The organism is Streptomyces sp. NPDC001056 (assembly GCF_053598955.1).
The window spans coordinates 157,788-177,090 of record NZ_JBSFLI010000006.1; the positions used below are offsets into that span (position 1 = coordinate 157,788).

The following is a 19,303-nucleotide window of genomic DNA, read 5'->3' on the forward strand; positions in this document are numbered from 1 at the left end:
GTCCGGAGGTCCCCATGCCAGAGCAGCAGCCCCTGTCCACCGAGTCCACCGCCTTCCGCGCCGCCCTCGACGTGATCCGCGCCGTGGAGCCGCGCGTCGCCGACGCCATCGGCCAGGAGGTCACCGACCAGCGCGCGATGCTCAAGCTGATCGCCTCCGAGAACTACGCCTCCCCGGCGACCCTCCTCGCGATGGGCAACTGGTTCAGCGACAAGTACGCCGAGGGCACCGTCGGCCGCCGCTTCTACGCCGGCTGCCGCAACGTCGACACCGTCGAGTCCCTGGCCGCCGAGCACGCCCGCGCACTCTTCGGCGCCCGGCACGCCTACGTCCAGCCGCACTCCGGCATCGACGCCAACCTCGTCGCCTTCTGGGCCGTGCTCGCCGACCGGGTCGAGGCCCCCTTCCTGGAGAAGACCGGCGCCCGCCAGGTCAACGACCTCACCGAAGCCGACTGGGCCGAGCTGCGCCAGGCCTTCGGCAACCAGCGGATGCTCGGCATGTCCCTGGACGCCGGCGGCCACCTCACCCACGGCTTCCGCCCGAACATCTCCGGCAAGATGTTCGACCAGCGCTCCTACGGCACCGACCCGGCGACCGGCCTCATCGACTACGACGCGCTGCGTGCCCAGGCCCGCGAGTTCAAGCCGCTGATCATCGTGGCGGGCTACTCGGCGTACCCCCGGCTGGTGAACTTCCGGACCATGCGCGAGATCGCCGACGAGGTCGGCGCGACCCTCATGGTCGACATGGCGCACTTCGCCGGTCTCGTCGCGGGCAAGGTCCTCACCGGCGACTTCGACCCGGTTCCGCACGCCCAGATCGTCACCACCACCACCCACAAGTCGCTGCGCGGCCCGCGCGGCGGCATGGTGCTGTGCGACGACTCCCTCAAGGACCAGGTCGACCGCGGCTGCCCGATGGTCCTCGGCGGCCCGCTGCCGCACGTCATGGCCGCCAAGGCGGTCGCCCTGGCCGAGGCCCGGCAGCCCTCCTTCCAGGACTACGCCCAGCGCGTCGTGGACAACTCCCGCGCGCTGGCCGAGGGCCTGATGCGCCGGGGCGCCACCCTCGTCACCGGCGGCACCGACAACCACCTCAACCTGATCGACGTCGCCGGCTCCTACGGCCTCACCGGCCGCCAGGCCGAGGCCGCGCTCCTCGACTCCAACATCGTCACCAACCGCAACGCCATCCCGGCCGACCCCAACGGCGCCTGGTACACCTCCGGCATCCGCGTCGGCACCCCCGCCCTGACCACCCGCGGCCTCGGCACGACCGAGATGGACGAGGTCGCCGGCCTGATCGACCGCGTGCTCACGACCACGGAACCGGGCACCACCAAGTCGGGCGCCCCCTCCAAGGCCGCCCACGTCCTGGACGAGAAGGTGTCGCAGGAGATCGCCCAGCGGGCGACGGACCTGGTGGCGGGCTTCCCGCTGTACCCGGAAGTCGACCTGGGCTGACGAACGCCCCGAGGTGCTTTCGACCCGGGGGCGCGGGGCCGTGTGCGACACGCGGCTCCGCCGCGGGGCGCGACGAGCCACGGCCGACCCGCGGCCTCCCGCGCCCCCGCACCACCCCCGCCGCACGGGCCGATCCCACCCTCAGCCGATGAGAGAATGGGGACATGGCCTCTGCTGAAAAGCCCCGCGTGCTGTCCGGCATCCAGCCCACCGCCGGCTCGTTCCATCTCGGCAACTACCTCGGCGCCGTTCGCCAGTGGGTGTCCCTCCAGGAGACCCACGACGCCTTCTACATGGTCGTCGACCTGCACGCGATCACGGTCCCCCAGGACCCCGAGGAGCTGCGGGCCAACACCCGCCTCGCCGCCGCCCAGCTCCTCGCCGCCGGTCTGGACCCGGACCGCTGCACCCTGTTCGTGCAGAGCCATGTCCCCGAGCACGCCCAGCTGGCCTGGGTGATGAACTGCCTCACCGGCTTCGGCGAGGCCAGCCGGATGACCCAGTTCAAGGACAAGTCGGCCAAGCAGGGCGCCGAGCGCGCCTCGGTCGGCCTGTTCACGTACCCGATCCTCCAGGTCGCGGACATCCTGCTGTACCAGGCCCACCAGGTGCCGGTCGGCGAGGACCAGCGCCAGCACATCGAGCTGACCCGGGACCTGGCCGAGCGCTTCAACGGCCGTTTCGGGCAGACGTTCACGATCCCGGCGCCGTACATCCTCAAGGAGACGGCGAAGATCTACGACCTCCAGGACCCGTCGATCAAGATGAGCAAGTCGGCGTCCACGCCGAAGGGCCTGATCAACCTCCTGGACGAGCCGAAGACCACCGCCAAGAAGGTCAAGAGCGCGGTCACCGACACCGACACCGTGATCCGCTACGACGTGGAGGCCAAGCCCGGTGTCTCCAACCTGCTCACCATCTACTCGGTGCTCACCGGCAGGTCGATCGCGCAGCTGGAGCAGGAGTACGAGGGCAAGATGTACGGCGCCCTCAAGACCGACCTCGCCGACGTCATGGTGGAGTTCGTGACGCCGTTCCGCGAGCGCACCCAGCAGTACCTGGACGACGCGGAGACGCTCGACTCGATCCTCGCCAAGGGCGCGGAGAAGGCGCGCGCCGTCGCCGCCGAGACCCTCGCCCAGGCGTACGACCGCGTCGGCTTCCTGCCGGCGAAGCACTGAACGAGGCACGGAACGGCACGGCCCGCGCCGAGGAGCACGGGACCGGCGCGCAGGCGCGCGACCGTTCGCACACCCAGGTGGGCAGAGCGCTGCACATCACTTCCGTTGCGCCTGCCCACAGGACATCCATGGCCGTACAGTCGAAGCCGAAGGCCCGTACGAGTCGGCCGAGTAGACGACGGACGCGACGACAGGAGACGACGTGGGGACCGTAACGATCGGCGTGTCGATCGCGGTTCCGGAGCCTCACGGCAGCCTGCTCCAGGAGCGGCGCGCGGGCTTCGGCGACGCCGCGGCCTACGGCATCCCCACGCACGTCACCCTGCTGCCGCCGACCGAGGTGGACCGCGCCGCGCTGCCCGTCGTCCAGGCGCACCTCGGCAAGGTGGCCGCCTGCGGTCGCCCGTTCCCGATGCGGCTGCACGGCACGGGCACCTTCCGGCCCGTCTCCCCGGTGGTCTACGTCCGCGTCGTGCAGGGCGCCGAGGACTGTGCCCTGCTCCAGCAGCGGGTCCGCGAGGGCTCCGGTCCCTGCGCCCGTGAGCTCCAGTTCCCGTACCACCCGCACGTCACGGTGGCGCACGGCATCGAGGACGCGGCGATGGACCGCGCCTTCGCGGAGCTGGCCGACTTCGAGGCCGAGTGGCCGTGCACCGGGTTCGCGCTCTATGAGCAGGGCGCGGACGCCGTCTGGCGCAAGCTGCACGAGTACACCTTCGGCGGCTCCGTCGTGCCGCCCCAGGCGGGCCCCGCCGGCATCGGCCGCGGGACCATCGCCAGCCGGTAGGCGCGCCTCACAGCGGTAGCCGGCGGAACAGCGCCCGCGGCAGGTGCCTCAGCACGGCCGTCACCAGCCGCAGCGACCCCGGCACCCACACCGTCTCCGAGCCCCGGCGCAGGCCCAGTTCGATCGCGGTGGCGACCGCCTGAGGGGTCGTGGCGAACGGTTCGCGGGCCCGTCCCGCCGTCATCCGCGTGCGCACGAACCCGGGTCGCACGACCATCACCCGTACGCCCGTGCCGTACAGCGCGTCGCCGAGGCCCTGGGCGAAGGTGTCCAGTCCCGCCTTGCTGGAGCCGTAGATGAAGTCGGCGCGGCGGGCGCGTTCGCCGGCGGTGGCGGAGAGGACGACGAGCGCGCCGTGGCCCTGGCTCTGGAGGGCGCTCGCGGCGACGAGGCCCGCGGAGACCGCCCCGGTGTAGTTGGTCTGGGCGACCCGCACGGCGCGCAGCGGCTCGCGCTCGTCATGGGCCTGGTCGCCGAGGACGCCGAAGGCGAGCAGCACCAGGTCGACGGCGTCCTCGGCGAAGACCTTGCCGAGCACGGTCTCGTGGGAGGCGGGGTCGAGGGCGTCGAAGGCGACCGTGCGGGTGTCCGCGCCGAGCGCGCGCAGACTCTCGGCGGCCTGTTCCAGGGCGGGGGAGGGGCGGCCGGCCAGCCGGACGGTGCGGGCGCCGCGGGCGATCAGCCGGCGGGCGGTGGCGAGCCCGATCTCGGAGGTGCCGCCGAGGACGAGCAGGGACTGGGGCGGGGCGGGGGCGTCCTTCACAGGCATGCCCGTGACCGTATCGTCAGCCTGTGCGCCCTTCGTCCCTGAACGTCACCTGGCCGGGTCGAAAATCACCCGAAGGTGGGATGGCCGGCTCCGCCCCGCGCGTGGTCGCGGGTACCCGGACATGGGATGTCGCGCGGAGGGCAGGAAACGGATCATGGACTGGCTCAAGAGACTGCCCGTCATCGGGCCGCTGGTGATCTGGCTGACGGCCACGCACGCGTGGCGGGCGTACGAGCGGCTCGACCGCGTGAAGTGGTCCCGGCTGGCGGCGGCGATGACGTTCGTCAGCTTCGTGGCGCTGTTCCCGCTGCTCACCGTGGCCGCGGCGGTCACCGCCGCCACCATGAGCCCGGCGCAGCAGAGGACCGTCGAGCACAAGATCGCCGAGCAGTTCCCGGGCGTCATCTCCAGCCGGCTCGACCTCACCTCGCTGGTCGACAACGCCGGCACCGTCGGCGTGATCGCGGGCGCCGTGCTGCTGTTCACCGGCGTCGGCTGGGTCGGCCAGGTGCGGTCCTGTCTGCGCGCGGTCTGGGAGCTGCCGGACCCCGAGCAGAACCCGCTGGTCGCCAAGGCCAAGGACGCCGCCATCCTGATCGGCTTCGGTGGCGCCCTGCTGGTCACCCTCGCCGCGTCCACGCTCGCCTCGGCCCTCGTCGGCAAGGTCTCCGGACCGCTGGGGCTCGCCCAGCACGGCTGGGGCGGCGCGCTGTTGCAGGCCGCCGCCTTCGCCGTCGCCGTGCTCGCCGACTTCCTCGTGCTGCTCTACGTCCTGACCCTGCTGCCCGGGGTGGAGCCGCCGCGCCGCCGCCTGGTGCTCGCGGCCCTGCTCGGCGCGGTCGGCTTCGAACTGCTGAAACTGCTGCTCAGCGGCTATATCCAGGGGGTCGCCGCGAAGAGCGTGTACGGCGCGTTCGGCGTCCCCGTGGCGCTGCTGCTGTGGATCGACTTCACCGCGAAACTCGTCCTGTTCTGCGCCGCCTGGACGGCCACGCCGAGCGGGACGGCGAAGGTCACGGCCGCGGCCGTCGGCGCATCAGATCCGGCAGCGGCCACCGACGGTTGACCAGGAAGGCCCCGCCCACCAGCAGCACGAGCAGCCCGCCCGCGACGGCGAGCGCGGTGCCGATCCCGCGGGAGCCGGTCGTGGCGGCCGCCACCGGCTTGGAACCGGCCCGACCGGCGGGGGCGGACGCCTCCGGGGAGCCGCTCGGCGCACTCGTCGGTCCGGCGTTCCTCGGCGGCACCAGCTCGCCCACCGGCGTGACCTTGCCGGCCGCCTGGAAACCCCAGTCGAACAGCTTCGCCGTCTCCTTGTAGACCTCGTTGTGCTCGTGCTTCTGCGGGTTCATCACGGTGACGAGCAGCACCCGGCCGCCGCGCTCGGCGACCCCGGTGAAGGTGGCGCCCGCGTGGGTGGTGTTGCCGTTCTTCACGCCCGCGATGCCCTGGTAGACGGGCACATCGGTGTCGCCGCTGAGCAGCCGGTTGGTGTTGCGGATCGTCTCGCCCCCGAACTCGGCGCTCACGGTGGAGCAGTAGTCCCGGAAGTCCTTCTTCTGCAGCCCGGAGCGGGCGATGAGCGAGAGGTCGTACGCCGACGACACCTGCCCCGGTTCGTCGTAGCCGTCGGGGGAGACCACATGGGTGTCCAGGGCCTGCAACTCGTCGGCGTGGGCCTGCATGTCCCTGACGGTCTGCGGGACGCCCTCGTTCATCGCGGACAGCACGTGCACGGCGTCGTTGCCCGAGCGCAGGAACACCCCGAGCCACAGGTCGCGGACGCTGTAGGTGCGGCCCGCCTTTATGCCGACCACGCTGGAGCCGTCGCCCATGCCCGCGAGGTCCCGCGCGGCCACCTTGTGCTCCGCCGTCCGCGGGAAGCGGGGCAGCAGGGTGTCCGCGAACAGCATCTTCATCGTGGAGGCCGGGGGCAGCCGCCAGTGCGCGTTGTGCGCGGCCAGCACCTCGCCCGACTCGGCGTCGGAGACGATCCAGGAGCGCGCGGTCAGGTCCTTCGGCAGCACGGGGACGCCGGGCGCGAGGTTCACCTGGGTGCCGGGCTGTCCGAGCCGGGCGCCGCCGAGGGCCGACATGCGGGCCGGGGGCGTGGCTGCCGGGGTCCTGCCGGCTGTGGGGACGGCGAGGGCGGCGGGCGCGGTGGCGGCAAGGGACAGCAGGGTCGCGGCGCCGACCAGCAGTGATCGCCGGGCGGTCTTCGTGGATGCGGGCACGACCGAGAACGTACCGGTACCGGCCCGGCAAGCCCCGCCCCAGCCCCGGTGACGAAAGCGGGCACCGGATACTGGAGGTATGAAACTCAGCCGCCCGGTCTCCTGGTTCCTGCTCGCCTTCGGGGTGTGGAGCTGGTTCATCTGGGTCACTTTCGTAAAGAACCTGGTCAAGGACGGCAGCGGGCTCGCCTTCCACGACGGCCATCCGACCGCCTACTTCTGGGTGCACCTGCTGCTGGCGATCGTCTCCTTCGTATTGGGGACGGTCATCGGGGTCATCGGGTTGCGCGGTCTGCGGGCCCTGCGCCGGGAGCCGTCGCCCATGTGACCGGAATCTCTCCTCTCAGCTATGGATGAGTTGTGAAGGCTCGGCGGATGCCGAGCGGAGACAATGTCTTGGGCAAGTTCTTCCACAACTGGTCAGAAAGCCCTTCCCATGCCGAAACACCTGTGATTAGGTGAGCCGCGTCACTTTAGGGGAGTGGCTCGATTTGTGCTGACCAGGGGTAGGGCCCGGCAAGGGTCTGGGGAGGGCACCACCATGCGATCGGTTCGCATGCGGATACTCGTGACGTTGCTCGTGCTGGGGATCGTGGGTATCGGCGGCTGGCAACTGCTGCCTTCGCAGGAGAACAAGAACAGGACCATCACCGTCGGGACGACGGACGCGGTCACGTCGCTCGACCCGGCCGGGGCGTACGACGCGGGGTCATGGGCCCTGTTCAGCAACGTTTTCCAGACACTGATGACGTTCGAGCCGGACGGCGTGGAGCCGGTGCCGGACGCGGCCAGGAGCTGCGCCTTCGCCGGCAGCGACCTGAAGACGTACCGGTGCACCCTGCGGGACGGGATCACCTTCCCCAGCGGGCGGGCGATGACGGCCGAGGACGTGAAGTTCTCCTTCGACCGGGTCAAGCGGATCAACTCCGACGTGGGTCCGTCGTCGCTGCTCGCCCTGCTCCGTTCGGTGACCGCGGACGACGCGCGGACCGTCACCTTCCATCTGTCGGCGCCGGACGCCACCTTCCCGCTGAAGGTCGCCACCGGCGCGGGCGCGATCGTGGACCGGGACACCTACCCGGCGAACACCCTGCGCAAGGACTCCTCGGTCGACGGCACCGGCCCGTACCGGCTCACCTCGTACACCAAGGACAAGCAGGCCCGCCTCGCGCCGAACCCGAGCTACAAGGGCTACCTCGGCTCCACCGGCCGCCCGATCGCCCTGCGGTACTACACCGACTCGGCCCAGCTCGACGCGGCGTGGAAGGCCAAGGACGTCGACGTGGCCTCGCGGACGCTGACGCCGAACGTGCTCGCCCGGATGAACCCGAGCGACCCGAACGAACGGGTCACCGAGTCCGACACGTCCGAGACCCGCAACCTGTACCTGAACACCCGCACGAACTCCCCGCTCCACGACGTGCGGGTGCGGCAGGCGGTCGCCTGGCTGGTCAACCGGGAGGAGCTGGCGGCCACGGTCTACCAGGGCACGGTGGACCCGCTGTACTCCCTGATCCCGACCGGCATCACCGGCCACACCACGTCCTTCTTCGACACCTACCCGACGCGGAGCGCGCAGAAGGCGCGCGCCCTGCTCACCCAGGCCGGGGTGAGCCTGCCGGTCCGCTTCACCTTCGCCTACGGCAAGGGCCAGGGGCCCGGCGAGCAGGAGGCCGCGGCGCTGAAGAAGCAGCTGGAGGCGGGCGGCCTGTTCAAGGTCGACGTCAAGGGCTACGAGTGGACGGACTTCCAGGAGCGGATGGCCGCGGGCAAGCTCGACGCCTGGGCCGTCGGCTGGGTCGCGGACTACCCCGACGCCGACACCTTCGGCCAGCCCCTCGTCGGCACCGGCTCCACCATGGCCACCGGCTACAGCAACAAGACCGTCGACCAGCTCATCCGCGACAGCCAGCAGTACGCGGACCGCAGCCGCGCCGCCTCCGACTTCGAGCAGATCCAGTCCACCATCGCGACGGACGTCCCCCTGATCCCGCTCTGGCAGCGCAAGGACTACACGGTCACCTCGGAGGACGTCGGCGGCGGCCAGTACCTGATGGACGGCACGGGCGTGTACCGCCTGTGGCGGCTGAACTGGATCTGATCAGCCGTCCTGGTCCCGTTCCCGCCCCGCGCCCGGTGCCGGCAGCAGTCTCGTCATCCCCGGCAGGAAGTCCGTGAACAGTTCGTGGACCTCCAGGACCAGGGGGCGCAGGACGCGGAAGCGGGAGAGGGTGACGCCGCGGGTGGTGAGGCGGGCGCCGCGGCGGGCCAGGCGGTAGCTGCGTTCGCGGTTCTCGGTGCGGTCGAAGATCCAGTACATGATGAGGCCCATCTGGGACAGCCACATCAACTCCGGCAGCACGTCGCGGAGTTCCTCCGGGACCTTGGCCCTGGAGCCGGCCAGGACCTCCCGGTGCACCTGGATCGCCAGCTCGCGCGCGTGCTCGCTCTCCTGGGAGAAGGGGCTCAGCGGACTGTCCGGATCGGCCGCGTTCTTGAAGAACTGCACGGCGAACTCGTGGTACGGCCGGGCGATGTCCAGCCACGCGGTGAGCACCCCCGCGAGCCGCGCCTCCAGATCCGTCTCCCGCTCCAGGATGCCTCGGATCGCCTGCCGGTGCTCGGCCGCGATCCGGTCGTAGAACCCCTGGATCAGGTGTTCCTTGCCCTCGAAGTAGTAGTACGCGTTGCCGACGGAGACCCCCGCCTCCTGGGCGATCGCCCGCATGGTGGTCTTGTCGTACCCCCGCTCCCGGAACAGCCGCATGGCCGTCTCCAGGATCAGCGCACGGGTCTGCTCGGACTTGCTGCTGGGGGTACCGGCCGCCTCGGGACCGTCGTTCTTCACGGGCACGTCACAGAGCCTAACCAGTGCCGCGCGAACGCCCGCCTCAGCCTCGGCGCCCCAGCTCGGGCCGCCGGGTGTAGTCGGTGAGACCGACCACGTTGCCCCAGGGATCGGCGATCTCCACCGTCCACCCGGTCGCCGTCTGGAACACCTCGTCCACCGGACGGATGCCCGCGGCGACCAGCCGCCGCGCAGCCACCCGCGCGTCCGGCACCTCCAGCCAGACGCGCGGCGAGGGCCACGGCGGACTGCGGTGGCCCAGCGCCTCCTCCACCCGCAGCAGGATGCCGGGTGTCTCCGCCCCCGCCCTGAGCAGCGCGATACCGGCCTCGTCGAACCGGAACCCCACCCCGAACCCGGCCCGCTCGTAGAACCCGACGGCCTCCGCGAGGTCCCCGACGGGGAGCAGTACGTTGTCGAACCCGAGCAGTTCGTACGACCCTTCGTCTGACATGTCGTCAGATTAGAGCGCCGTCCCCCGGGATTCCGTGATGACCGGGCCGTCGGGTCACATGCTGCTCAGCGAGCGGGCGTAGTTGACCTGCCCCATGATCGCCGGGAACGTCTCCGGACCGTGCGCCGGGATCATCGTCTGGTGGTGCCGGCCCGCGCTGGTCACGGTGACCTGGATGTAGCCCGTGGTCTTCCTCTCCTTCATCAGCAGGAAGAGCAGTCCGAGCAGGCAGAACAGGAAGAACACGATCGCGAGCACGATCGCGTGCGTCGGTATCTTCTCCTCGGTGTGCGACATGTCCGTCGCGTTCCATATCGCCCCGCGCAGCGGCAACTGCCCGGCCGGGGTGATGATCTGATCGCCCATCACCGTGATGTCGCCGATGGCGAGCACGGGTGCGCCGCCCACCGGCACCGGCGCGCCCGCCCCGGGCGCCGCCGGCTGCTGCGGGAAGCCGTATCCCTGGGCGGGCGCGCCCGGGGCGGGGTATCCGTACCCGGGCGGCGGCGTGTCGGACGGCCCGGGCGGATGACCGGGGCCCCAGTCGCCGGCGCCGCTCTGGTACGGGTTCTGCTCGGTCACGCTGGTGCCCCCGGTGTGTGCTGAAAGGCTCGGATAGAGACGAAGGGCCGTTCCCCCGAACGGAGGAACGGCCCTCGTATTGTGCCAGGCGACGCGTCAGTAGCGGCGGGTGATCAGCGCCCGCTTGACTTCCTGGATCGCCTTCGTGACCTCGATGCCACGCGGGCATGCGTCGGTGCAGTTGAAGGTCGTACGGCAGCGCCACACGCCGTCGCGGTCGTTCAGCACCTCCAGACGCTGCTCCCCGGCCTCGTCACGCGAGTCGAAGATGAAGCGGTGGGCGTTGACGATCGCGGCCGGGCCGAAGTACTGGCCGTCGTTCCAGAACACCGGGCAGGACGACGTGCACGCGGCGCACAGGATGCACTTGGTGGTGTCGTCGAAGCGGGCCCGGTCCTCCACGGACTGGAGGCGCTCACGCGTGGGCTCGTTCGTCTCCTTGGTGATCAGGAACGGCATCACGTCCCGGTACGCCTGGAAGAACGGCTCCATGTCCACGACCAGGTCCTTGAGGACCGTCAGGCCCTTGATGGCCTCGATCGTGATCGGCTTCTCGGGGTTGATGTCCTTGATCAGCGTCTTGCAGGCAAGGCGGTTCTTGCCGTTGATCCGCATCGCGTCCGAGCCGCAGATGCCGTGCGCGCACGAGCGGCGGAAGGTGAGGGTGCCGTCGATGTCCCACTTGATCTTGTGGAGGCCGTCGAGGACACGCTCCTTCGGGTCGATCTCCAGCTGGAAGTCTTCCCAGACGGCCTCCGCCGAGACCTCCGGGTTGAACCGGCGGATCCGGAAGGTGACCGTGATGTAGGGGGAGTCGGCGAAGCCGGGCTCGGGCCGGCCCGCCGCGTCCGCCTTGTCCAGAACAGGGGTAGCCATCAGTACTTACGCTCCATCGGCTGGTAGCGGGTCTGGACGACCGGCTTGTAGTCGAGACGGATGGACTCGGTGCCGTCGTCGCCCACCTCGCGGTACGCCATGGTGTGGCGCATGAAGTTGACGTCGTCGCGGTTCGGGTAGTCCTCGCGGTAGTGACCGCCGCGGGACTCCTTGCGGGCCAGCGCCGACGTGGCCATGACCTCGGCGAGGTCGAGCAGGTTGCCCAGCTCGATGGCCTCCAGCAGGTCCGTGTTGAACCGCTTGCCCTTGTCCTGGATCGACACGTTCTTGTAGCGCTCGCGCAGCTCGGCGATCTTCTCGACCGCCGTCTTGATCGTCTGCTCGGTGCGGAACACCATGACGTTGGCGTCCATGGTCTCCTGCAGCTCGCGGCGCAGCGTGGCCACCCGCTCGTTGCCGGTGGAGTTGCGCAGCCGCTCGATCTGCTCGACGACGAAGGACTCCGGGTTCTCCGGCAGCTCGACGAAGTCGGCCTTGTGGGAGTACTCGGCGGCGGCGATGCCCGCGCGACGGCCGAAGACGTTGATGTCCAGCAGCGAGTTGGTGCCCAGGCGGTTGGCGCCGTGCACCGACACGCAGGCGACCTCGCCGGCCGCGTACAGACCCGGCACGACGGTGGTGTTGTCCGCCAGGACCTCACCCTCGACGTTGGTCGGGATGCCGCCCATCGCGTAGTGCGCGGTCGGCTGGATCGGGATCGGGTCCGTGTACGGCTCGATACCGAGGTAGGTGCGCGCGAACTCGGTGATGTCCGGGAGCTTGGCGTCCAGCTGCTCCGGCGGCAGGTGGGTGAGGTCCAGGTACACGTGGTCGCCCTCGGGACCGCAGCCGCGGCCCTCGCGGATCTCCGTGTAGATGGAGCGGGACACGACGTCACGGGACGCCAGGTCCTTCATGACGGGAGCGTACTTCTCCATGAAGCGCTCGCCGTCCTTGTTGCGCAGGATGCCGCCCTCACCGCGGGCGCCCTCGGTGAGCAGGATGCCCATGCGCCAGATGCCGGTCGGGTGGAACTGGAAGAACTCCATGTCCTCCAGCGGCAGACCGCGGCGGTAGCACGCGGCCTGGCCGTCACCGGTCAGGGTGTGCGCGTTGGAGGTCACCCGGAAGAACTTGCCGGTGCCGCCGGACGCGTAGATGACCGACTTCGCCTGGAAGATGTGGATCTCGCCGGTCGCCAGCTCGTAGGCGACGACACCGGCCGACTTCTTGACGCCGTCGACCTCGGTGATCAGCTGGTCCAGGACGTAGAACTCGTTGAAGAACTCCACGCCCTCCTTGACGCAGTTCTGGTACAGCGTCTGGAGGATCATGTGGCCGGTGCGGTCGGCCGCGTAGCAGGCACGGCGGACCGGGGCCTCGCCGTGGTTGCGGGAGTGACCGCCGAAGCGGCGCTGGTCGATCTCACCCTTGGGCGTCCGGTTGAACGGCAGGCCCATCTTCTCCAGGTCGAGGACCGCGTCGATGGCCTCCTTCGCCAGGATCTCGGCGGCGTCCTGGTCGACCAGGTAGTCGCCGCCCTTGATCGTGTCGAAGGTGTGCCACTCCCAGTTGTCCTCCTCCACGTTGGCGAGCGCGGCGGCCATACCGCCCTGCGCGGCGCCCGTGTGGGAGCGGGTGGGGTAGAGCTTGGTCAGCACCGCGGTGCGGCTGCGCTTCGTCGCCTCGATGGCGGCACGCATGCCCGCGCCCCCGGCGCCGACGATGACGGTGTCGTACTTGTGGATCTTCATGATTCTCGCAGCCCCGTGCCTAGCGGATGTTCGGGTCGAAGGTGAAGATCACCAGCGTGCCCAGCAGGATGGTCCACACCGTGGCGGTGTACAGCAGGGCCTTCAGCCACATGCGGGACGCAGGCCGCTCGGCGTAGTCGTTGATGACCGTACGCAGGCCGTTGGCGCCGTGCAGCATGGCGAGCCACAGCATGGCCAGGTCCCAGACCTGCCACCAGGGGGACGCCCAGCGGCCGGCGACGAAGGCGAAGCCGACCTTGGAGACGCCGCCGTCCAGCACCAGCTGGATGACCAGGTGGCCGATGACGAGGACGACCAGCACGATGCCGGACAGGCGCATGAACAGCCACGCCGCCAGCTCGAAGTTGCCGCGGGTGGACTTCGGGGTCTTCTTGGTCCGCTTGCGCGGCGCCTCGATCAGCGGGGCCGGGTTGTCCACGTTGTAGACGGCGGCACCCTCGACGGGGCCGACCCCGGAGGCGGTGGTCTCAGTGGTAGACATCGGCGTCAGCTCCCGAACAGAACACGAGCGGCGTGGCCGAGCACGGGGTAGATCGCGCCGAGCATGAGCACGACCCAGACACCCATCACGGTCCAGAACATCTGCTTCTGATAGCGCGGGCCCTTCGACCAGAAGTCGACAGCGATGACGCGCAGACCGTTGAGCGCGTGGAAGAGGATTGCGGCGACGAGGCCGTACTCCAGCAGCGCGACGATCGGCGTCTTGTACGTGGCCACGACCTTGTCGTAGGCCTCGGGGGACACACGCACGAGAGCGGTGTCCAGCACGTGAACGAACAGGAAGAAGAAGATGAGGACGCCGGTGACTCGGTGAGCCACCCAGGACCACATTCCTTCCCGGCCGCGGTACAGCGTTCCAGCCGGCACGGAAGAACCCTCCGGGAGCGGGGACTAGGGCCGCGCCGGCTTCACTGTCGGTCGGGCCCGGCCGGGTACGGTCCACCGGCCCCCAGCATGGTATCCGTGTGACGCCGTGAGGCTTACAGGGGGCCTACCTGTGTGATCAAACTGGCACGCGGTTGGGCTAGCCGGTACGGGTGGCCCGTCCTGTCATCTGCCGGGTGCGGACGCGTTCGCGCCGGCCGCGCCCCGCGGCGGAGCCGCAGACAGACAGGGCCCCGCGCCCCTGAGGCAGGTGCTCAGTCGCCCCTTGGCGAGGTGCCGGAGTTCCTCCGCCGCTATGAGCCGCTCTTCCTCCGGATCGTTTGTCAATCGTGACCGGATGCGCTCAAGAGTGCGGTCGAGTGCCTCCGCCGGTGGGATGTCGCCCAGATAGATGACGAACACATGCCCGAATCGCGCCTCGTACGCCGCGTGCGCGGCGTCCAGGGCCATATGGGCGGCGGAGTACGTGTCCTCGGGCAGCTCCGGCAGGGACTCGTGGGACAGGGCCTCCGAGATGTCCGCCGGGGACAGGTCGTACGCCGCCTCGTCCGCCGCGGCCAGGAGGGCGTCCAGATCGGGGTAGGGGCGGTGGGCCGCGAGGCGGTGGGACCAGCGCGGGCTGTGCAGGCAGCGCAGCAGAAGGGCCCGGACCTCGGTGGCACGGGCCACGTTGAAGGCGTCGAGGGGCCGGGGCAGATGCGGCAGGCGGTGGGCGGGCAGCGTGGGTCCTCGCGTCACAGGTGGTGTGTGGCAGGGGAATGCTGTGAAAGGTGTGTCGTCAGGTTATCGAGAGTGGTAACTCTGTGTCCGCGCGATGCCTGAAATTCACCCGGACGGGAGAGTTTGTGAATGCTCGGGTGATCGTTCGAGTGGCGAGGGGCCTTACGTTGGCCGAGTGAGCCAGCACAGGCGCCGGGCGACGGCGCAACAGGTGAAGCGGAAGCGGACGGCGGTGGCGGCCGCGGTGGTCGGGACGGTCGCGCTCGGTACGGGTGTGGGGGTGTGGGCCGCGTCCGGCGGTGGCGGACAGGGCTCCTCCGGGCAGGCGACCGTCGCGGAGACGAGCCCGTCGCCCACCCGGTGGTACCCGATGTCCCGGGCGCCGCAGACGATCCCGGCGGTGCGCTCGCACACCCCGGCGCGCGGGCCCGGCTGGCGGCCGCGGCACGGCGACCGCGTGGTGATCGCCGACCCGGCGCTCGCCGACGAGGGCCGGCTGATCGCCGGTGAGCTGGGGATGAGCTACGCCGGCCGGAAGAACGACACCAGGGCGGGCGACGTACGGCTGTCCCTGGGCGGCGGGAGCGGCAACCCGGAGTCGTACACCATGACCGTCCAGGGCGGCCGGGTCGACATCAGCGGGCCGGGCCGGGCGGGCGTCTTCTACGGCACCCGCACCCTGAAGCAGGAGGTCCACGGCGGCGGCACGGCGCCGGAGGGCGTCGTGCGCGACGAGCCGGCCAAGCCGGTGCGCGGCTTCATGCTGGACATCGCGCGCAAGCCGTACTCCGAGTCCTGGATAGAGGACCGGATACGGGAGCTGGGGGACCTGAAGTACAACGAACTGGGGCTGCACTTCTCCGACGACCAGGCCTTCCGCATCGAGTCCAGCACCCACCCGGAGATCGTCTCCCCGGATCATCTCACCAAGGCGCAGGTCAGGCGGATCGTGGAGCTGGCCGACAGCCGGCACATCACCGTCGTGCCGGAACTCGACTCGCCGGGGCACCTGGGCGCGGTCCTCGCCGCCCACCCCGATCTCCGGCTGCGCAACGCGAACGGCGTGGTGACCAGGGGCGCGATCGACATCTCCAAGCCCGCCGCCGCCCAGCTCGTCGACGACCTGCTGAACGAGTACGCGGGCCTGTTCACCGGCGGCCAGTGGCACCTGGGCGGCGACGAGTACCAGGCGCTGATGGCGAGGAACCCCGAGACCGCCTATCCGCAGCTGGCCGCGGCCGCCCGGCAGAGGTTCGGCGCGAGCGGCAACGTCGCCGACCTCGCCACCGGCTGGCTCAACGACCGCGCCGCCACCGTCCGTGCCCACGACAGGACGCTGCGGGCCTGGAACGACGGCTTCTACCGCAGCGCCTCCGCCGTGCGGCCGGCCGGCGACCTCCAGGTCGCCTACTGGACCGGCAAGGAGATCGGCGCCCGGCCGCCGGAGGACTATCTCGCCGCCGGCCGCAAGCTGGTCAACTACAACGACGAGTTCCTCTACTACGTCCTCGGCCAGCCGCAGACCTTCGTCTATCCGACGGGACGGCGGATCTACGAGCAGTGGACCCCGCGGGTGGTGCGCGGCACCACCGCCGTCCCGGCGCGGTACGACAGCCAGATCCTCGGCGGCACCTTCGCGGTGTGGGGCGACTTCCCCGACGCCCAGACACCGGACCAGATCGCGGCCGGCATCCGGATGCCGCTGCGGGCCACCGTCCAGAAACTGTGGGACCCGGGCACACCGGCGCTCTCCTGGGCGGACTTCACGTCCCTGGCGAACCGGCTGGGCTGAGGGGCCGGTGCCGCGGGGGACCCGGGGAAACCGTGGGTATTCCGTGGACACGGAGTGATCTCCGGTCGTATCTTCCTGTGTTCGCATTTCCGGCGGGCCGCCGTACGCCGTACACCACCGCCCGCCGGTCACCGTCTTCACCTCGGGGGAATCCCACTCATGGCCACGCCCATGCCCGTCCCGCCCCAGTCCGCTCCGTCCCCGCCGCTTCCGCTCGGCGCCCGGCTGCGCTCGCCCGCCGGGCTCGGCCTGGCCACGGTCGTCCTGCTCGGACTGGTCGTCGCCGCCGACCTGTTCGCCTGCTTCGCGGACCAGATGGAGGCGAACGTCGCCCAGGATCTCCTCGGCGGCGTCGACGAGCGCCTGATCCGCCGGGCCGGCCGCACCGACACGCTCTACAACGCGGCCGGCGTCACGCAGGGCGTCACCCTGGTGGCCACGATGGTCGTCTATCTGTGCTGGCTGTGGCGGGCACGGCTGAACGCCGAGGTGTTCGAGCCGTACGGGCACCGTATGAAGCGCGGCTGGGTCATCGCCGGCTGGTTCGTGCCGATCGTGAACCTGTGGTTCCCGCGCCGGGTCGTCCTGGACGTCTGGACGGCCAGCGTCCCCCCGGGCGCGCGCGTGCGGACCACCGCGGTCAACGCCTGGTGGACCCTGTGGGTCATCGGCCTCCTCGTCGGCCGGGCCGCGTCCCGGCAGTACGACGCCGCCCACACCCCCGACGAGATCGGTGACGCCGCCCGGCTGATGCTGTCCTCCGACGCGCTCGACGCCGCGGCGGCGATGCTCGCCATCGTGGTCGTCCTGCACCTGACCCGGATGCAGCGGCACCGGCTCGGCGCGTTCCCCGGCGCCGCGCCCGTCTTTGGCTGAAACTCGATGGCTGTGACACTTCCGCCCGGTTGCACGCAGTAAGGGGAAGTGCGGGCTCCGTACCGGTCGGCGCCCAGACCAGGGAGGCTTCATGAGCCTTGAGGAACGGATCGCGCGGGCCGACGAGCGGGGACTGGCCGCCAGTGGGTTGGCCTGTTTGGATCGGTGCCTGCCGCTGCTCGACGGCGACGACGAGGTGCTGCGCCCGCTGTGGGGGAGCCTCGCCGACGGGTCGGACTGGGGCGGCCGTCTGAAGGAGGCGCGGGGCGCGCTCGGGGCCGGCGACGGCGAGCACGAGGAGGCGGCGCGGCTCGTCCGCCACATGCTGGACACGGTCCCGGCCGAGCGCACCGCCGAGGCCGTACGCCCCTGGGCGGAATCCTGTTCAGCCGCCTCCCTGCGCGTCCACCGCCTGCTCGACCCCGCAGCCGAGGGCGAGCCGGAGGACGCCGGGGCGCCCTCCCCGCTCGTCGCCGCCGAGCTGCGCCGCCAGCTCACCGTCCTGGAGCTCCTCGAAGGCCACGGCAAGCAGGGCCTGCGCCGAGCCCTCGACGTGTCGGGCGAGGGACGCCGGGTGCTGCGCGCGGTGGTCTCGCGCAGGGCTCGGGGGGTGCCGGAGACCGGGGCGTGAGGGCCGCACCGGGGAGTTGTGCCCGGGTGTGCCGGTCGTGCGGTGGCGGTGGGGCGGTCCTGCGACGGTTGGCGAAACACTTCCGCGACGGGTGACGAAATGCCCGCCCCGCTCGCTCTTCCCTATGTGAACGCCCATGTGACAGCCGCCGTGCCGGCCGAAGCGACCGACCGACCGCCCCACCGCGTGACCGACCGCGCGGCAGACCCCGAGCCGTTCCGGCGGCCCGCCGACGAGCGGACGGCCCCGCAGGAGACCAGGCCCCACGCCGCCGCGAAGCCGGTGCGCTGGGCGGCGGACGCGGTCGCGACCATGCGCGAGGGCGCCCGGGTGCGGCTCGACTACTCGGCACAGAGCCTGTGGCGCGTGGACCGGGTGATCGAGGAGATACGACGCGAAGGCGCGCCGATCGAGGCGGTCGACAGCGTGCTGCGCGGCTTCGGTGCCTACGCCGGCGAGGTGGTCGTGCGCCGCACCGGCGGCGAGTGGTGGGCGACCGGCGGCGAGCACTGGGTGCGCACGCCCGACGGCCGGCTCTGGGACCCCATCGAGGAGGCCCGGCGCTGCTTCACCGGCCATGGCTCGCTGCGCCTGCTGTGCCGGGACGCGACCGCCGACGCCTGACGGACCGTCCGTCGCGATCCCGGTGCCTGTCCTTCCGCTGTGACACTTCCGTGCGGGCGGACGCTGATGACCGTGGAGGGCGAAAGACACGGCCGGAGCGTGTCGCACCGTGCGGGACGCGCCATGCGGTGGCCATGAACTCGGCACGACGAGGACGGTCTTGGGCCAGGGAGGGGAACCCCGCAGCCGGTGGCCGCGGGACGGGGAGCTGGGCGCGGCCGTCGCGCGGGCCCAGGACGGCGACGAGGCCGCCTTCGCGGTGGCCTACCGGATCGTGCAGCCCGGCCTCCTCGGCTATCTGCGCGGACTGGTCGGCGAGGACGCGGAGGACGTGGCCGCCGACGCGTGGCTGGAGATCGCCCGGGACCTCGGCCGGTTCACCGGCGACGGCGCGGGCTTTCGCGGCTGGACCGCGACCATCGCCCGCCACCGCGCCCTGGACCATCTGCGCCGCCGCCGCGCCCGGCCCCGTACGACCGCGCTCGACCAGGACGTGCTGGACCGGGCGGCCCCGAACAGCACCCACGACCAGGCGCTTGAGTCCCTGTCCACCGCGCGCGCCCTGGAGCTGGTGCGCGCGCTGCCCCGGGACCAGGCGGAGGCGGTGCTGCTGCGGGTGGTCGTCGGCCTCGACGGCCCCGCCGCCGCCCGCGTCCTCGGCAAACGCCCCGGCGCGGTCCGCACCGCCGCCCACCGCGGCCTGAAACGCCTCGGCCGCACCCTGGCCCCGGAGCCGGGTGTGACGGATGCGGGCCCCGGCACGCTGGGGGAGTCGAAGTGAACGGCGCGGGGGACGAGGACGG

Annotated in this window: 21 protein-coding genes; 11 read left to right on the forward strand and 10 right to left on the reverse strand. The window is 71.1% G+C overall.

The window, feature by feature from the left end; genetic code table 11:
* The first annotated feature begins 14 nt into the window (after positions 1–14).
* The 3 genes from ACWDD7_RS09950 (at position 15) to ACWDD7_RS09960 (ending at position 3,434) form a co-directional block, all read left to right on the forward strand.
* Complete coding sequence (locus ACWDD7_RS09950) at positions 15–1,466, forward strand: glycine hydroxymethyltransferase (protein ID WP_450456983.1); 1,452 nt, start codon at positions 15–17, stop codon at positions 1,464–1,466.
* Positions 1,467–1,630: 164 nt separating this feature from the next.
* Positions 1,631–2,647, forward strand: coding sequence for a tryptophan--tRNA ligase (gene trpS / locus ACWDD7_RS09955; protein WP_450456984.1), 1,017 nt, complete (start codon positions 1,631–1,633; stop codon positions 2,645–2,647).
* 202 nt (positions 2,648–2,849) lie between these two features.
* On the forward strand, positions 2,850–3,434 hold the full coding sequence (locus ACWDD7_RS09960) for a 2'-5' RNA ligase family protein (RefSeq protein ID WP_450456985.1): 585 nt from the start codon (positions 2,850–2,852) through the stop codon (positions 3,432–3,434).
* 7 nt (positions 3,435–3,441) lie between these two features.
* Here ACWDD7_RS09960 and ACWDD7_RS09965 read toward each other — a convergent pair whose 3' ends face one another.
* Entirely contained in the window at positions 3,442–4,197 is a 756-nt protein-coding gene (locus tag ACWDD7_RS09965; protein ID WP_450457060.1) for a decaprenylphospho-beta-D-erythro-pentofuranosid-2-ulose 2-reductase, read from the reverse strand.
* Positions 4,198–4,357: 160 nt separating this feature from the next.
* Between ACWDD7_RS09965 and ACWDD7_RS09970 the strand changes: the two genes are divergently transcribed.
* The gene (locus ACWDD7_RS09970) at positions 4,358–5,269 is read left to right on the forward strand and encodes a YihY/virulence factor BrkB family protein (RefSeq protein WP_450456986.1); all 912 of its coding nucleotides are present in this window, start codon (positions 4,358–4,360) and stop codon (positions 5,267–5,269) included.
* Here ACWDD7_RS09970 and ACWDD7_RS09975 read toward each other — a convergent pair.
* On the reverse strand, positions 5,217–6,437 hold the full coding sequence (locus tag ACWDD7_RS09975) for a D-alanyl-D-alanine carboxypeptidase family protein (RefSeq protein WP_351866177.1): 1,221 nt from the start codon (positions 6,435–6,437) through the stop codon (positions 5,217–5,219). The two genes, ACWDD7_RS09970 and ACWDD7_RS09975, sit on opposite strands and share 53 nt — an antisense overlap.
* A gap of 79 nt (positions 6,438–6,516) precedes the next feature.
* Between ACWDD7_RS09975 and ACWDD7_RS09980 the strand changes: the two genes are divergently transcribed.
* On the forward strand, positions 6,517–6,765 hold the full coding sequence (locus ACWDD7_RS09980; protein WP_351866175.1) for an SCO4848 family membrane protein: 249 nt from the start codon (positions 6,517–6,519) through the stop codon (positions 6,763–6,765).
* A gap of 213 nt (positions 6,766–6,978) precedes the next feature.
* Positions 6,979–8,538: an ABC transporter substrate-binding protein gene (locus tag ACWDD7_RS09985; RefSeq protein ID WP_450456987.1), complete on the forward strand. Its 1,560-nt coding sequence runs from the start codon at positions 6,979–6,981 to the stop codon at positions 8,536–8,538.
* Here the strand turns inward: ACWDD7_RS09985 and ACWDD7_RS09990 are convergent, their stop codons facing one another.
* From ACWDD7_RS09990 to ACWDD7_RS10025, 8 genes are all read right to left on the reverse strand, one after another.
* Positions 8,539–9,291, reverse strand: a complete 753-nt coding sequence (locus tag ACWDD7_RS09990; protein WP_351866170.1) for a TetR/AcrR family transcriptional regulator — start codon at positions 9,289–9,291, stop codon at positions 8,539–8,541.
* Positions 9,292–9,328: 37 nt separating this feature from the next.
* Positions 9,329–9,739 carry a VOC family protein gene (locus ACWDD7_RS09995; RefSeq protein WP_351866167.1) on the reverse strand — a complete coding sequence of 137 codons (411 nt, stop codon included), beginning with the start codon at positions 9,737–9,739 and terminating at the stop codon, positions 9,329–9,331.
* A 54-nt stretch (positions 9,740–9,793) separates the two neighbouring features.
* Positions 9,794–10,321, reverse strand: a complete 528-nt coding sequence (locus ACWDD7_RS10000; protein WP_351866164.1) for a hypothetical protein — start codon at positions 10,319–10,321, stop codon at positions 9,794–9,796.
* A 96-nt stretch (positions 10,322–10,417) separates the two neighbouring features.
* On the reverse strand, positions 10,418–11,197 hold the full coding sequence (locus ACWDD7_RS10005; RefSeq protein ID WP_285562563.1) for a succinate dehydrogenase iron-sulfur subunit: 780 nt from the start codon (positions 11,195–11,197) through the stop codon (positions 10,418–10,420).
* Entirely contained in the window at positions 11,197–12,951 is a 1,755-nt protein-coding gene (sdhA, locus tag ACWDD7_RS10010) for a succinate dehydrogenase flavoprotein subunit (RefSeq protein ID WP_392215641.1), read from the reverse strand. Before sdhA ends, ACWDD7_RS10005 begins: the two co-directional genes overlap by 1 nt.
* Before the next feature lie 19 nt (positions 12,952–12,970).
* Entirely contained in the window at positions 12,971–13,453 is a 483-nt protein-coding gene (locus ACWDD7_RS10015) for a succinate dehydrogenase hydrophobic membrane anchor subunit (protein ID WP_180329749.1), read from the reverse strand.
* A 5-nt stretch (positions 13,454–13,458) separates the two neighbouring features.
* Positions 13,459–13,839, reverse strand: coding sequence for a succinate dehydrogenase, cytochrome b556 subunit (sdhC, locus tag ACWDD7_RS10020; protein ID WP_078967379.1), 381 nt, complete (start codon positions 13,837–13,839; stop codon positions 13,459–13,461).
* Positions 13,840–14,022: 183 nt separating this feature from the next.
* Entirely contained in the window at positions 14,023–14,595 is a 573-nt protein-coding gene (locus tag ACWDD7_RS10025) for a 2-oxo-4-hydroxy-4-carboxy-5-ureidoimidazoline decarboxylase (protein WP_392215639.1), read from the reverse strand.
* 76 nt (positions 14,596–14,671) lie between these two features.
* Between ACWDD7_RS10025 and ACWDD7_RS10030 the strand changes: the two genes are divergently transcribed.
* From ACWDD7_RS10030 to ACWDD7_RS10050, 5 genes are all read left to right on the forward strand, one after another.
* On the forward strand, positions 14,672–16,369 hold the full coding sequence (locus ACWDD7_RS10030; RefSeq protein WP_450456988.1) for a beta-N-acetylhexosaminidase: 1,698 nt from the start codon (positions 14,672–14,674) through the stop codon (positions 16,367–16,369).
* Positions 16,370–16,528: 159 nt separating this feature from the next.
* Positions 16,529–17,245, forward strand: coding sequence for a DUF4328 domain-containing protein (locus ACWDD7_RS10035; RefSeq protein WP_450456989.1), 717 nt, complete (start codon positions 16,529–16,531; stop codon positions 17,243–17,245).
* Positions 17,246–17,336: 91 nt separating this feature from the next.
* A complete protein-coding gene (locus ACWDD7_RS10040; RefSeq protein WP_351866153.1) occupies positions 17,337–17,876 on the forward strand; it encodes a hypothetical protein in 540 nt (179 codons plus the stop codon).
* Positions 17,877–18,158: 282 nt separating this feature from the next.
* Positions 18,159–18,500 carry a hypothetical protein gene (locus tag ACWDD7_RS10045; RefSeq protein ID WP_351866220.1) on the forward strand — a complete coding sequence of 114 codons (342 nt, stop codon included), beginning with the start codon at positions 18,159–18,161 and terminating at the stop codon, positions 18,498–18,500.
* A 160-nt stretch (positions 18,501–18,660) separates the two neighbouring features.
* Entirely contained in the window at positions 18,661–19,281 is a 621-nt protein-coding gene (locus ACWDD7_RS10050; RefSeq protein ID WP_351866150.1) for an RNA polymerase sigma factor, read from the forward strand.
* Positions 19,282–19,303: the final 22 nt, after the last annotated feature.

What these genes read in the sequence shown, in the direction of transcription:
- ACWDD7_RS09950 (WP_450456983.1), top strand. Translation starts at nt 15, where the DNA reads ATGCCAGAGCAGCAGCCCCTGTCCACCGAGTCCACCGCCTTCCGCGCC.
- trpS (WP_450456984.1), top strand. Translation starts at nt 1,631, where the DNA reads ATGGCCTCTGCTGAAAAGCCCCGCGTGCTGTCCGGCATCCAGCCCACC.
- ACWDD7_RS09970 (WP_450456986.1), top strand. Translation starts at nt 4,358, where the DNA reads ATGGACTGGCTCAAGAGACTGCCCGTCATCGGGCCGCTGGTGATCTGG.
- ACWDD7_RS09980 (WP_351866175.1), top strand. Translation starts at nt 6,517, where the DNA reads ATGAAACTCAGCCGCCCGGTCTCCTGGTTCCTGCTCGCCTTCGGGGTG.
- ACWDD7_RS09985 (WP_450456987.1), top strand. Translation starts at nt 6,979, where the DNA reads ATGCGATCGGTTCGCATGCGGATACTCGTGACGTTGCTCGTGCTGGGG.
- ACWDD7_RS09995 (WP_351866167.1), bottom strand. Translation starts at nt 9,739, where the DNA reads ATGTCAGACGAAGGGTCGTACGAACTGCTCGGGTTCGACAACGTACTG.
- ACWDD7_RS10005 (WP_285562563.1), bottom strand. Translation starts at nt 11,197, where the DNA reads ATGGCTACCCCTGTTCTGGACAAGGCGGACGCGGCGGGCCGGCCCGAG.
- sdhA (WP_392215641.1), bottom strand. Translation starts at nt 12,951, where the DNA reads ATGAAGATCCACAAGTACGACACCGTCATCGTCGGCGCCGGGGGCGCG.
- ACWDD7_RS10015 (WP_180329749.1), bottom strand. Translation starts at nt 13,453, where the DNA reads ATGTCTACCACTGAGACCACCGCCTCCGGGGTCGGCCCCGTCGAGGGT.
- ACWDD7_RS10030 (WP_450456988.1), top strand. Translation starts at nt 14,672, where the DNA reads ATGCCTGAAATTCACCCGGACGGGAGAGTTTGTGAATGCTCGGGTGAT.
- ACWDD7_RS10035 (WP_450456989.1), top strand. Translation starts at nt 16,529, where the DNA reads ATGGCCACGCCCATGCCCGTCCCGCCCCAGTCCGCTCCGTCCCCGCCG.
- ACWDD7_RS10040 (WP_351866153.1), top strand. Translation starts at nt 17,337, where the DNA reads ATGAGCCTTGAGGAACGGATCGCGCGGGCCGACGAGCGGGGACTGGCC.